Origin of the sequence: Chitinophaga eiseniae (assembly GCF_012641265.1) — a bacterium.
Lineage (GTDB): Bacteria > Bacteroidota > Bacteroidia > Chitinophagales > Chitinophagaceae > Chitinophaga > Chitinophaga eiseniae_A.
Genome location: NZ_JABAHZ010000001.1, coordinates 544,509 through 558,566, shown reverse-complemented (window position 1 = coordinate 558,566; position 14,058 = coordinate 544,509). Strand labels below are relative to the sequence as shown.

Below are 14,058 nucleotides of genomic sequence, written 5' to 3'. Positions count from 1 at the left end.
CGCAAAGAAACAAAGAGGCAAAGAAAATAAGAGGATTAGCGCCCCCCGGCGCTGATCTCTTTCCTGCTTTGCTCCTTGGCGTCTTTGCGGGCATCCGTTAGAAAATCATTTTATCCTTCTTCGTAAAACTATCCATCAACTGCATAGAAAGGATAGCTTCTTCAGCGGAACAGGGATTAGGACCTTTATCTAAAAAGAAGGCAGTTACCTGTTCTATCATAGGCTGCTGTACATGTTGCAGGGCATCAAATGCAAACACTTGCTCAGCTCCGTTTATGCTGAGGGTAAACGAATGCCCGAATACCGGGAACCTTATTTTTCCCAGGGAACCGGTGATCTCACAGACATCGGCTTTGTCGGCCGCGCCCACTGAAAAGCACCAGATGCCGTTGAATACGATCCCGTTTTCGAATAAAATATTGCCTGATACCAGGTCATCGGCCCGGTACATTTTGGCCTGGTTCCTGGCAATCCCGGTAGCGCTTCTGGCTCTTCCAAAAAACCAGGTCATGAGATCCAGCTGGTGGGGAGCCAGGTCATGAAAGAGCCCTCCCCCGGATACAGCGGGATCTACCCGCCAGTTGGCTTCCGGCGACACGGGTGGCTGTAGCATTTGCAGGGATACAAAACGAATATCACCAATGGCTTTTTCCTCCAGCAACGCTTTTATCTTCCGGAACATGGGCTGCGCCCTTCTGTAATGGGCCACTGTTAATTTTACGTTATGCCGTATGGCTGCCTCCTGCATACGGTAAGCCGATTCCGTATTCAGCGTCATTGGTTTTTCTACATACACCGGTTTACCTGCCTGAATGCATTGCAGGGTATACTCCTCGTGTTGTAAAGGAGGTGTAGCGATGTACACCGCATTTACTTCCGGGTCGTTGATGAGTGCTGCTGCGTTGTCATACCACCTAGGTACGCCATGCCTGCGGGCATAGTCTTCCGCCTTGGCGGCGTCCCGGCGCATGACCGCTACCAGGGATGAATTGGGTACTTTGTTAAATGCCGGTCCGCTTTTTACCTCTGTTACATCTCCGCACCCGATAATTCCCCATTTGATGTTGTCCATATTTTATTCGTCAGATTTTAATGATCCGGTCTGAAATGCAGGATACGGTGGGATAGCCGGTTAGCTGTCTGCCTTTTATTTCCCTCGTTCCATAGGTATAATATCAGAAAGATATATAATTTATTATAATAATTTCTTTCTTTTTGATTATTCCCGGTAGCAGCGGTCGATATTCCCGGTTGCCGTAAAGCTGATAAAATAGCGTTCCCGGCTGCCGCTGATGGAGCGGGGATACCAGGTGATACTATCTCCCCTGATAATGGCATAGATATGTGTGAGCGGGGCCACACCTTCGATACTATCGGCCTTCAGCCGGTAGTTATTATAGACGTTAGCCACATTGATAAAATGTACTTTATCCAGGTTTACCAGGCCTGCCTTGATATCGTCGTGTACAGATAACTGTACGGGTGCTGGCTCTTCCCAGCTACCCTTATTGAAACGATAGGCATCGATATAATCGGGCCTGGTGGGATGTTGCAGCTCCAGGTTAATTCTTCCGTCGTCATAAAAATGAATGGCTTCATACACAGCGATTTGCTTACCGGCAAATGCCGGTAAATTTCGCAGGGCACTCTCGGCCGCAGCCAGGGCGGCGGCGTTGCGCAGGAAATTGCCGCCGGACGAGCTGTGTACCTGGTGGGTGCTGCTATTCACAATAATAGTCGTACTACTGTGTTGCTCCACCCGGGTGGTATTGTCGCTGGTTGGCCCCTTCGCGGGACTCCCATACAGGGTATCGTGAATAGACTGGCGAAGTGGCTTACAGGACATGCTTCCCATGATCAATGCTGCCGCCAGGATATATCGCATATTCATCTCCATAAAAATAATTTTAGTCTTCCAGGTCACTGGCAAAAGCAATTTTTTCAGGGTGATCTTTCTGGTAAAAAATGGGGACAGACGGTTGTTTGGTAATCCCCAGGTCCAACAGGGAAATTACTTTCTTCAGGGTAGCGGTATGCGTGCGGCCACTGCTATCCTGGAAGCGCAATTCAAAGCGGATCTGCGGCTGTTCGTTGATATAAGTACCGGTTTGATTGGCAGATACAATTTCCGCATCCGTGCGAATACCGTAGTACTTAGTGCGCAACAGGCCGGAGGGCTTCCCTCCTATGAATTGCAACAGCTTAGTGAAAAAGAAGATTTCTGCCAGTAGTATCAGCGGGCATAATACCAGGGGATGATAGAAGCGCAGGAAACGCCAGCCAGCGCCCCCGTTTTCCAGCACATAAGAAAATTGATAATAGAAGATGACTGCTGCCGTAATGATACACCAGCTAATACCAAGCCACAGCATACGGGATATTTTGACGCCTACTTTCATGTCTTCCAGGCAAATGACGGGGATGGAGCGAAGGGTATCATCTATCAGCAGTGTTATTGTTTTCCCATTTTCATATCTTCTCAGCGCCGGCTGTGTATCGGTCAGCTCCATTTCTTCTGTAATGGTGGTACCTGCAAAATTGGTAAAGGAAAACGTGATCTTCCGCGCTTCAGCACCGCCGCTGTTTGTTCTTAATACTTTACTTTCCAGTATGCGGCCTTCTTTCCGCACGCCAGCTTTAGCCAGGCGGGCAAAATTCTTTTTCACAACAAAGGTTTGTATGATCCATCTGCTTGCTAACCGGCCCAGCACCAATCCCCATAACACCACTGATAACGCCAGCCAGGCAAGGGCCAGCCAGGGCGCCGTATCCGGTGATTCCTTTCCATAAGTGGAGGCGTAATAAATAATCATCGGAAACGGCACCGCAAAGAAAAGCATGTAGAGCATCCAGAAATAACGCCAAAATCCTGTCATATACTCGTTTTGTGATCAAAGATAATGGAAGGATAGCTGACTAATCTAATTTACCGTATGATAGATCTGTTATTTTTTGGGTGCATGCGTTACATAGTCCATCACTTCCTGGAAGGTGGCCACCCACACGTCCTGGCTATGAGCTGCCAGCCAGGCCAGTAGCTGCTCATGTGCTTCCCCGGGAGTGATGATATAATCGCCGCCTACGCCATGAAACATAAAAATACCGAGACCGTTTTCCTCCAGCGTACGGGTGGCAAAGTCTATCAATCTTTCCCCGGTGGGCTGATAGTTTACCGGCCAGCTGGGTATTTTGTATAGCTGAAGCGTATCGAAACGGATGATGATAGCGGTGCTGTCACCACCGCTGCGGGCGTATTTTATCAGGCCTGATTGCTGCAATGCCGGGGTATAGTCAACCCCGCCCACAAGCGACTGGCTGCAGGGAAAAGCGTAGGTGCGTTGCCGTTTGCCATCAATTCCGAAAAGCAGTTTGTTCATCATCCCCACTTCTTTTATCATGGTGTTGACGTCGTAGTTTTCGCTGTAGTATTGCCGGTTATTGGGATATACCCGTTCGCTGCAGGGATGATACAAACTATGGTTGGCCAGCTCCATCCCGTCGTCGGCAGCCTTGCGCCATTGCAGCATCTGGCCTTCCGTGATGTTGCCGGTAAGGAAGAAGGTACCCGTTAATTTAAACTTCCGGAGCTGGGGAATAGCCACGTCTAATTGTGAAGCCAGGGCATCATCATAAGTCAGCACGATCGCCGCTTTTTTTCCACCGGGCCATTTCATAGGCTGTTGTGCATGCGCTGTAAATGAGGTTGTTGCCGCTAATAACGCCAGCAGGGATTGACAGATCCATTTCATATAGTAACGTTCATATTACGCTCAATATAAGTATAAATCATCTTCCCTGTATGCCCCGTCCTGGTCACTTCATTGCCCGCTACTCTCCCACCACTACGGTTACATCGGCCGTGAGCGGATAGCTCTGACACAGCAATATCATGCCATCGGCAATATCGGAAGGCCGCAATGCATAGTTTTGCCTCATGGTAACTTTGCCGGAGGTGAGTTTAGCCGAACAGATACCGCAGGTACCTCCCTGGCAGGAAAAAGGAAGCGGAATCAGGTCGTCGAGGGCCGCCTGTAGAATGGTTTGCCCGGCATCTACATCCAGCAGGTTGGTTTGTTCAAAGAAATGCAGCAATACCTCCTGTGTTTCGTTAGGGAGTACTGTGTCATTATTGGTTACTCCGGGGGCGAACCATTCCATGAAAATATTATCTGGCGCCACTTGTAGGGCCGTCAGCATTTCCTGGTGCATGGTCATTAGTCCTTCCGGTCCACAAATAAAATAGTGTACCTGGTCGTGTGGGTTGGTCACTGCCTGCTGAATCAGTTTACGGGTAACCAGTTTACTAAGCCGTCCTTTCAGGTGGCCCGGTGTATTGACTTCCGTGGCAGCAGACAAAGCATGAAATACGTATAGCCGTTGGGGGTAGCGTGCCTGTAATGCGTCCAGCTCCTTGCTGAAAATGATTTCATCCGTGCTACGGCTGGCATATATGATGGTGATACGGGTATCCGGCGCTTCTGTCAACAAGGAACAGGCAATGGTATACAGCGGAGTGATACCGCTTCCACCGGCCAGGAGCACTACATGCCTGGCCTGGTAAGTAGCTGCTGTGGGGGTAAAGGTGCCATGCGGACCGGCTACCTGCCATTGCCGGATCTGGCTGGCATGATCAAGGATATAATTACTCATTACACCATCGGGCACCCGCTTTACGGTAATGGCAGGATGCCCACCAGGCACGGCGCTTAGCGAGTATGAACGGGTAACCGGCGCACCATTGATCGTTAAGGTTAGCTGGATAAATTGTCCCGGTTTATAGGAGAACGATTCTCCCTGCGTGTCAAATATAATGGTGATCGTGTTTGCCGTTTGCTGGATTACCTGTGCTGTCTGCCAAATCATATGTTGTAAATTTTCCTTGCCTGAAGCCCATTTACGCAGGAATTCAGTGGAACAAAGCTACTCCGGTACAACAGCGCTGCGTTGCACTATTCACCCGAAGTTGTATATAATTTTAAGATGATTGTTCTCCCGGATGGGTAAGTGATTGTTTCATTTTCCGTATTTCTTTGAAATGCGAGGTGTTAAGTCCTGTTTGGGCTTTAAACTGCCGGGAAAGATGCGGGGCGCTGCTGTAACCCAGCTTAAAGGCAATATCCGCCAGGGTTTCATCTGTATATACCAACAGCTCCTTTACCTTTTCGGTCCTGTATTCCATGATATACTTTTCCAGGGTAACGCCTTCCAGCTCAGAGAAGATGGCGCTCACCACGGGATAAGGCTGGTGTACTGCGCGGTTGACTACATCGGAAAACTTAAAATTATCGGAGAAATCATATGTGCCTGAATATACTTTTTCTACCAGCGATTTTACCTGCTTAATCAACCGGGTACGTTTATCTTCCAGTAAGGTAAAACCCAGTGCCGCCAGCTTTTCTTTCACCACTTTCATATCCGGATCCGACAGTGCTGCAATGGTAGTAACCTCCCCCAGTGTAATGCCGGTAATCGGTACATGCAGGTCGGCAAATATCTCCTTCACCGCCAGGATGCAACGTTCACAAACCATTCCTTTAATAAAAATCTTGTGGCTACTTAGCATGTATACAATATTTGGCAGCCACAAAGGTCGGCTATCCGCAGGAATAGCCATTATAAAATTCGGGAAAAGGTTTATATAATATCAGTACACGCCGGATTATATCGTATATGCGTTCCCGTGTTACACCTTGAACAGATAACACAAACGTGTTATCTTCAATAACAAACAGAATTATATATTTGTGTAATTATTACACTAATTATTGGATATTGGGAGGTAAATGATCAATATCACAGCCGTACACCATATGAATCAACGTTTTACAGCCATCGTGGGATGGCTTTTATCACCATTGTTGACCCGGGCCCAGGACAGCCTGCCAACTAAAAAAGACAGTACCCGGCGCTTACAGGAAGTAGTGGTGGCCTACCAGGCGGGTAGAAACACCCCGGTTACATATTATAACATGGATATGAAAGTATTGGGAGAGAAGAACACCGGCCAGGAACCTTCTTTTCTGCTATCCGAAACACCGGCAGTAACCGTTTACTCAGATGCCGGTAACCAGCAGGGTTATTCGTACTACCGTATCCGTGGGATGGATCAAACCCGCATCAATACCATCCTGGATGGCATGCCACTGAATGAGCCGGAAGACCAGGGCGCTTACTTTTCCAACTACCCCGATATCCTTAATGCTGTGAGTCAGTTACAGCTACAACGGGGCGTAGGCATGTCTAAAAATGGCGCGGCAAGCTATGCCGGCAGTATACAATTGTCGTCGCCCAACCTGCATGATACCGCCCGCACCACACTGGGTATCGGCTATGGATCCTATAACAGCTTCCGCGCTTTTGGCGCCTGGAACAGCGGCATCAAAAACCATAAAGCCCTGTACGTACGGGCTTCCCAGGTGTATACCGATGGTTATAAATACCATGCTTTCAATAATGCCCAATCTGTTTTTGTCAGCGGAGGATTGTTCTATGACAAGAGCACCTGGAAAATAAATATCATGGCCGGCAACCAACGAAACGGTATGGCATGGCTGCCGGTAGCCGACTCGCTGATTCAAAAAGACCGCCGCACCAACGCCAATACGCACGATGAAAAAGACCATTTTACCCAGGCATTGGTACAGCTGCAAAACACCTGGCAAACAGGCGCCCACTCCAGCCTCAGCTCCAGCATTTACTATACCTATCTGAAAGGCGGATACGATTTTGACGTCAATAATTTCAGCGGTCTGCCGGCCAATGGCGACCTGTTTAACTACGGCTTCCGGTCCCATTTCACGGGCTTTTTCAGCCACTATACACTGAGCGGTCAACACCTGAAATGGACCAACGGCGTACACGGCAACCTGTATCAACGCCGGCATACGGGCACGGATACACGTGAAGGAGAATTGTACCGTAACACCGGCTACAAAAATGAGATCAGCGCCTTTAGCAAAATAGAATATTACCTGCACCAGTTTACCTTCTATGCCGATCTGCAATACCGCTACGCCGCCTTCCACTACAATGGCAGCGTACCATTACAGCCCTTGCACTGGCAGTTTCTCAATCCCCGCGCAGGCGTCAACTTTGCCGTCAATGAACATACCAGCATCTACTACAGCCTGGGCCGCACCGGGCGCGAACCTACCCGCAACGACATCTTCGGCGGCAACGACGACCTCCCGGCCGACAGCACCGGCAAGCCCCTGCTGTATAACCACGATCCCGAATACGTGACCGATCACGAACTGGGCATACGGATCAACAGGCAACGCCTCCAGGTACAGCTGAATGGTTACTATATGAACTTCAGTAACGAAATAGTACTCAACGGACAACTGGGCCCCAATGGCTTACTACTCACCAACAGCGTAAAACGCAGCTACAGAACCGGGGTAGAGCTATCAACCAGTTATCGGTTAAACAAAACTTTCAGTTTCACCAACAACAGCTCCTTTAATTACAGCCGTATAAAAGAACAGTCCACCACTTTCAGCCCGGTACTCACCCCGGCGCTGATCATTAACCAGGAAGTAGCCTATCAGCACCGGCACCTGTTGCTGGCGCTGTCTGGCAGGTACCAGGGCCGCTCCTATATCGACTTTGCCAACACGGCTACCATTAAAGCATACGTGCTGCTCAACGCCCGGGTACAGTATAGCCTTGACCGTTATATTGTGTCGCTCTATCTTAACAACATCTCCGGAACAAAATACTATAACAACGGTAGTGTAGACGCCGCAGGTACCCTGAAATATTTTGTTCAGGCCCCGGCGAATGTATACCTTGCCTTTAAATATAGTTTCTGATACGCATAGCCATGCAGGAAAAAAAGATCACCAAAGCATTTGTATTCGGTAAGTTCATGCCCTTTCACAAAGGGCATGAAGCGATGATAAATTTTGCGTTGTTGCACTGCGACTTTTTATCCGTACTTATTTGCTGCAGCGAGGAAGAAACGTTGCCCTGCGATCTGCGGAAATCATGGATGGAGGCTACTTTCCTGGACAACCCGCGCATTGACATCCGCACTTTTCAATACGATGAAAAAGTATTGCCCAATACGTCGGTGTCCTCAGCATCCGTATCCGCTACCTGGTCGGAACGGTTTAAGCAGCTGTTTCCCGATTATTCGCTGGTGATAACCTCAGAGCCTTATGGCGATATGGTGGCGGGTTACATGGGCATACAACATATCCCTTTTGATATCAGCAAAAACCTGTACCCTGTATCGGCAACGCATATACGGGCCGACCTGTTTAAGTCCTGGGAATATTTGCCGGATAGTGTAAAAGCGTCGCTGGTGACCAAAGTGGTGCTGCTAGGAACAGAATCTACCGGCAAAACCACGCTTACGGAAAAGCTATCAGCATACTTTAACAGCAGCGCCGTCATGGAAGCTGGCCGGGATCTGATCCCGGATTCCCATCACTTCAGTGTAGCCGACCTGTACCTGGTTGCCCTGGAGCATGCAGCCCGTATTCAGCAAATGGAAACCGGTCCTTCTCCCCTGGTGATCATCGACACTGATATTCATATTACGGCCTCCTATGGCGTATATGCGTTTGGGGAAACGCTGGCCGTGGATCCTGCTATCTATGCCGCTAACAAGGCAGATCTCTATCTTTACCTGAATAATGATGTGCCTTATGTACAGGATGGTACGCGACTCAGCGAAGCCGAAAGGGATTTGCTGGATCAATCGCACCGGCAGGTACTGAAGCAGTACGATATTGCCTGTGAGGAAATTACCGGCGACTGGGAAGCCCGCTTCCAACAGGCCGTGGCACTGATTACGCACTTGCTGCAGCGCAAGATAACTGCCTGGCATAGATCATCTCTTTAAAAAGCAAACGCTCCGTCCCGGAATATCCGGGACGGAGCGTTTGCTTTTATCTGTAGTGACTTAATTTTTTGCGTATTTCCTTCTTACCCGGTTAACCCTGAAAATGATAAAGACCAGGTTATATACAATTTCAATAAAATTCAACATGCTGTCAGTTTTGTGCCGGAACAAGTCCCGGCGGGTACTTAACTTTCTTTAAGGTAATGTTTTCCGGTGATACTGCCAACACAGTTATTCCGGACTAGAAAAGCGTCATTTGTGGCTGAGATCGCGCTAATCCAAACAGGGCCTGTACTTCCTCGTAAAATCCTGCTTCATATTTACCGTCGTGTACATGCAGAAAAAAGTAAGTCTCCTCGAGCCCCCGGGCATTCCAGTCGTCCAGGCGGGTTTTCCAGTCCCGTAAGCGAATGCTGTCGAGCCGATGTCCTCCCTGAGTTACAAACCGCAGCATCAGCTTCGGAATGGTAAGTCCCATGTGGAGACAATCGCGGCGCCCCGGCGTATCGGTGATCACGGCGCCGATACCCAGGTTTTTCAATGTACGGAAAAGCTCCTCCCGTTCCGATGGATTTCCAAACCAATCGGGATGCCTTACTTCGACGAAAAAAGTCAGCTGCCGGGGCAGGGACTCGAGGTATTTGTACAGGTTGATTTTACGGACTGGTGAAAAGTATTCGCTCAATTGCAAAAAGATGGGGCCCAGGCGGTCTTCAAAAGCGGCAATGCCTTCCAGGAAAGCAGCTGTTTCCACACCGGCATTCAATAACGTGCTGTGGTGACTGATAGACTGTGGTACTTTGGGACAAAACTTAAAATCGCGGGATCCTGTTTTTTCCACCCATTTGCGCACTGCCTCCGGCGCATATATTTTGTAATGGGTAGCATTGAGCTCTACGCAATTAAACAAGCGGCTATATTCCGTCAGCAGTCCCATTTCTTTAGTACCCCTGGGATAGAGCGTACCCATATACTCCTTCCTGCTCCAGCCGGAAGTACCTATCCGGAGCGGATGTGGTACAGCCGTGCCAGTAAGTGTTTCGCTGGTCACCCATTCATCCGGAGGTAACGGGAGATACAGTTGATCGTATTGTTGCCAGTTGGCGCCAAAGTCCATACAGAGTATTATTGTCGTTCACGGTCTGCAAGATAGGTTAAACAATCCTGTTTGGTTATCTTTGCGTTTTCGTTTAAAAAAATTGTTTGTTTGTACACATGGATATCACACCCATCTTTAGCCGGAAAGCCTGGAATCAGCTCACACACGACGAGGCAGCCTATTTGTTGCAATACCTGGTAGCTACCCGGCTGCCCGGATTTACGATCCTGCGCTTTGAGCAATTCGATAAATTCGAGCAAAGCACTTATACGGCAGTGATGGCGTATGAAGGCTGCGAATTTGTTTTTGTACCAGGAGATACCGTTACCCTGGGCCTGGATCCTCTTGTAATTCCTGACACAACCCGGCAGCAGCTGGCTGAACTGATGGACGGCAATATGGACGAAACAAATACGTACCTGCAGGAACGACTGTCGCCCCTCCGTACTGCTACCATTGCCCCGATGATCGTAGAGCGGCAGGTGCGGGAAACCGGTTATTTCCCGGTAGCGTTAGACAATGAAAGACTGATAGCGGATGATTATTTTGAAAAGACGATGGCGGAAGTGAGCGCTTCTTCGCGGGAGCATTGGACCTACACCGTCAACGATAGTTTCCGGCTGGTAAAGAATGGCGCCCACATACAAGCCTTTCTCTATGAACCGGCCAGTTACCCGGCACTGTTACAGGAGATTTCGGCCACCGGTTTCAGTCTGCCTACAGAAGATGAATGGGAGTATTTATGCGGCGGCGGCAGCCACAGCTTATATCCCTGGGGTAATAGCGTAGACCGGTTGGAGAAATACCACCACTTTGCCGCCGGCACAGACGATGCTGAGCCTTATATACTGGATATACCCAATCATTTTGGATTAGTGATTGCCAACAATCCTTATCGGTATGAAGTAACCAGCAGCGAATGGTTTCTTAAATCGGGCGATGGTGGTTGCAATATATGCGGCGGCGCCAGTATGGAGCTTGGTTATCTGCCCGTGAGCAGCTATTACCGCGACCCCTATATTTTTGACGAGGAGATGAATTATAAAGGGGAGATCACCGGCGACTATACCTTTACCCGGCGCATTAAACATCTGCACAGGGCACTTTAAAAAAAGCGCGTAATACTGGTTGTATTACGCGCTGTATTCCGAACATTCCTTTCTCCTTATACTTTGAGAAATACTTTCTTCTTATACATAAAATATAAAAATAGCCATTTCACGAACACAAAAGACAGGGCCAGCGCCACAGCGCCGTAAGGCTCTCCTACCAACTGCCCCAGCCATTTAAACAATGCGTTATTGGAGTAATTCCAGTCCACAAAATGACCCGAGATGTAGATAAGAATAGAGTTCATACCGATTACGCGGAAGAAGAACGCCCACTTCTGATACCCCGCAATATCTATCACATAATAAAATAATGCCAGCAGCAGCAGGCTGATACCTCCTACCTGCAGTACGAAGGAGCTGGTCCAGAGGTTTTTGTTGATCGGAAAATCGAGGTTCCACAGTTGTGCCAGTACCAGGAATATCACCCCGGTGATGCTCATCAACGCTACTTTTCTCATCGGCGCCGTATGATTGCTGCGCAGCAGGTTGCCGGTCAGGATACCCAACAGGGCGGTGCTGATAGCGGGGAAAGTGGAGGCAACACCTTCCGGATCATGAATACCGAGATATAATTTACCGGGAACAATACACCGGTCCAGGTAAGACGCAAAATTACCCTGCATGGTCAGGTCGCCCGGGGGAAAGCCCGGAGCAGCTGTAAACTTCAGCAGCAGCCAGTATACAATCGGGATGGCCACAAACCAGATCATCTGGCCTCTTTCTTTTGTATAGAGGTAGATGATGTTAGCAAACATATAAGCCAGTCCGATTCTACCCAGGACGCTGCAAAAACGTATTTCAGATATAGGATGTAGTTGCAGACCATTGTTGTAGATGATCCCCAGCAGCACCAGGGTGAGACCCCGCTTTACTACCCGCCACAAGAGCTGGCTGCGGCGTTTTCCCTTCTCCAGTTCCCTTCCCACAGAATATGGGGTAGATACACCGGCCATAAACAGGAAGAGCGGGAAAATAAGATCATAAAAATGGAAGCCGTTCCAGTCCGGGTGTTCCAGCTGTTCTGATATGGTATGCCAGAAAGGAGCTCCTGTGGCCTTTTCCAGCGCGTGAAAAATGCCTGCGCCGCCCATAATCCAGAACATATCAAAGCCGCGAAGGGCATCCAGCGAATACAGCCGGCCTTTTTTTTCGTTGTCACCAGCGGCCGGTACGGATACCTCTTCTACCTGTACAGGGCTTGTTGTTAAAGTACTCATGAATGGTGTGATATTGAAGCGTTCAAACGATACATTATCATGCAGATTTTGGTTGCATATAGCCTACAAGCTACTAAAAATGAAATTAAATTTTTTTAAAAATAAATGAAGGAAAATTTACCGCGATGGAGATGGGGAAAAATGAATAAACTAACTATCAGGATAGAAGTACGTTAAAACGGGCTGCCGGTTCCCCGACAGCCCGTTGTTGATTAACTGATCTTTTCCAGACGCAGATCTATGCGCTTTTCTTTCTTAAAATACTCCAGGATCATCACGGAACCTGGCTTCGCAGGAAATACTTTTAACTTGCTGGCCTTCGATTTCAACTGTATCTTATCCTGTGTGAATTTACTCCCGTTGAAGTGGATAGTATTAAAAGTTTGCCCTTTGTAATCTTCTTCTCTTACATAATCGCTATAGCAAATGGAGAAATTGTCACTATCTTCTTCTCCAGTAGTAAATTCGTAGTCAAAAGCTCCCGTACCTTTTAGAAAAGCAGCCAAGAGGTGTTGACTTGCAAAATCTACCAATGGATTGCTCATTGCTGTATTATCTGTTTTTTCGTAAATTTTGGCATCCGTAACATGGTAATCTCCATCAAAAGACATAACAACGAGATCTGTAATTACCAGCTTTGTGACACCTGCGCTGCCAAAACTTCCTGCTGCTGCGGCGGCGGCTGTCAATGCAATACCAGCGGCATTCGCCTTTTTCTTATAGCCTTCTCCCACCACATACAACTGTCCATTAGTGCTCTGGATCATTTTATGGATATAGAGGTATCCTACATCCTCGATCTTTCCTTTACCAGTTGTTTTGATATATTTGGAAAAATCCTTATCCCAGCTATTATATGACTGGGATAAAATCTTCCCTTTGCTATTCATAGTATAAAACGCCAGGCCTTTGCTGGCATCCTTCATAACACTGGCCCCTTTATCGTAATAAGTACCCGCAATGATAAAGTTACCTGTATTCTTTTGCCGGACAACGCTTGCCGGGGAGAATAAAAAGTCCTGGTCCTCGTAATCCAGGTCGAATACTTTTCGCTTAGTAACAAAATTGATACCTACCAGGTGTCCCGATACATTGTTGCCAATCAGGTGTTTCCTCTTAAATACCTGTAAAATAACCAAGCTATCCGTATTACCCAGGTATTCCGCCATGGCGAAACGGCCTTCATCATCATTGGGGGTATACTTCCAGTAACCTTTCTTTTCTGAGCCATAGAAATCAACTTCATAAGTACGGTCTTTCCCATCCCTCAACGGCATCACTGAAACAAATCCCTTATGTCCTACATCAAATACATTCTGATTGGTACCATCATCAGTGTGCAGCGAAACATACTGCTTCATCAACTCTTCTGTTTGACGGGTATACTCATTGAGGTAGGTATATTTTAGTTTTCCGTCCATGGAATATACTTTCATTGTCAATTTCCTCTCCTTTTCATCCTGAAAGAAGAAAGAGATACTGTTGCCGTTGTAGGCCGCTTCCAGCAGGTTAACTGATTTACTATCCTGTAATTTGATGTCTTTTACTTTGTTTAGATTTTCATCGAGTATCTGTAGGGTATACTCGTTTGTTCTCCTGTCAATTTTATCGCTTTGATAAAAGAAAAAATAACCTTTTATCTGGCCATTTTCCGTGATAGTACCACTATTACGCAAGTAAGTGGAATAAACATTATCAACAGATAATTTATTTTGAGCATACAGCTGCTGTAGGCATAAACAGCAACACAATAGTGGGGCAAATATTTTTTTTATCATC

12 protein-coding genes are annotated in these 14,058 nt (G+C 47.7%); 3 read left to right on the top strand and 9 right to left on the bottom strand.

The features are described 5' to 3' along the window. Window positions 1-97: 97 nt before the first annotated feature. The 6 genes from HGH91_RS02140 to HGH91_RS02115 form a co-directional block, all read right to left on the bottom strand. On the bottom strand, window positions 98-1,072 hold the full coding sequence (locus HGH91_RS02140) for a Gfo/Idh/MocA family protein (protein ID WP_168736807.1): 975 nt from the start codon (window positions 1,070-1,072) through the stop codon (window positions 98-100). A 147-nt stretch (window positions 1,073-1,219) separates the two neighbouring features. Further along, the gene (locus HGH91_RS02135; RefSeq protein ID WP_168736806.1) at window positions 1,220-1,897 is read right to left on the bottom strand and encodes a hypothetical protein; all 678 of its coding nucleotides are present in this window, start codon (window positions 1,895-1,897) and stop codon (window positions 1,220-1,222) included. 10 nt (window positions 1,898-1,907) lie between these two features. Next, on the bottom strand, window positions 1,908-2,876 hold the full coding sequence (locus HGH91_RS02130) for a hypothetical protein (RefSeq protein ID WP_168736805.1): 969 nt from the start codon (window positions 2,874-2,876) through the stop codon (window positions 1,908-1,910). A gap of 69 nt (window positions 2,877-2,945) precedes the next feature. Further along, window positions 2,946-3,749: a polysaccharide deacetylase family protein gene (locus HGH91_RS02125; RefSeq protein WP_168736804.1), complete on the bottom strand. Its 804-nt coding sequence runs from the start codon at window positions 3,747-3,749 to the stop codon at window positions 2,946-2,948. 79 nt (window positions 3,750-3,828) lie between these two features. Then, window positions 3,829-4,863 carry a ferredoxin--NADP reductase gene (locus HGH91_RS02120; protein WP_168736803.1) on the bottom strand — a complete coding sequence of 345 codons (1,035 nt, stop codon included), beginning with the start codon at window positions 4,861-4,863 and terminating at the stop codon, window positions 3,829-3,831. 112 nt (window positions 4,864-4,975) lie between these two features. After that, window positions 4,976-5,563: a helix-turn-helix domain-containing protein gene (locus HGH91_RS02115; RefSeq protein ID WP_168736802.1), complete on the bottom strand. Its 588-nt coding sequence runs from the start codon at window positions 5,561-5,563 to the stop codon at window positions 4,976-4,978. 220 nt (window positions 5,564-5,783) lie between these two features. Between HGH91_RS02115 and HGH91_RS02110 the strand changes: the two genes are divergently transcribed. Together HGH91_RS02110 and HGH91_RS02105 are read left to right on the top strand one after the other, a co-directional pair. Continuing rightward, complete coding sequence (locus tag HGH91_RS02110) at window positions 5,784-7,814, top strand: TonB-dependent receptor (RefSeq protein ID WP_168736801.1); 2,031 nt, start codon at window positions 5,784-5,786, stop codon at window positions 7,812-7,814. Window positions 7,815-7,825: 11 nt separating this feature from the next. Next, window positions 7,826-8,851: an AAA family ATPase gene (locus tag HGH91_RS02105; protein WP_211092174.1), complete on the top strand. Its 1,026-nt coding sequence runs from the start codon at window positions 7,826-7,828 to the stop codon at window positions 8,849-8,851. 241 nt (window positions 8,852-9,092) lie between these two features. Here the strand turns inward: HGH91_RS02105 and HGH91_RS02100 are convergent, their stop codons facing one another. After that, a complete protein-coding gene (locus HGH91_RS02100; RefSeq protein ID WP_168736800.1) occupies window positions 9,093-9,968 on the bottom strand; it encodes a DUF72 domain-containing protein in 876 nt (291 codons plus the stop codon). A 98-nt stretch (window positions 9,969-10,066) separates the two neighbouring features. Here HGH91_RS02100 and HGH91_RS02095 point away from each other — a divergent pair, with 98 nt between their 5' ends. Next, on the top strand, window positions 10,067-11,059 hold the full coding sequence (locus tag HGH91_RS02095) for an SUMF1/EgtB/PvdO family nonheme iron enzyme (protein WP_168736799.1): 993 nt from the start codon (window positions 10,067-10,069) through the stop codon (window positions 11,057-11,059). Between the two features lie 56 nt (window positions 11,060-11,115). Here the strand turns inward: HGH91_RS02095 and HGH91_RS02090 are convergent, their stop codons facing one another. Both HGH91_RS02090 and HGH91_RS02085 read right to left on the bottom strand, forming a co-directional pair. After that, window positions 11,116-12,279 (bottom strand): acyltransferase family protein, encoded by a 1,164-nt coding sequence (locus tag HGH91_RS02090; protein WP_168736798.1) that lies wholly within the window; start codon window positions 12,277-12,279, stop codon window positions 11,116-11,118. A 212-nt stretch (window positions 12,280-12,491) separates the two neighbouring features. Further along, on the bottom strand, window positions 12,492-14,057 hold the full coding sequence (locus HGH91_RS02085; protein WP_168736797.1) for a DUF6770 family protein: 1,566 nt from the start codon (window positions 14,055-14,057) through the stop codon (window positions 12,492-12,494). Between the last annotated feature and the right edge of the window lies 1 nt (window position 14,058).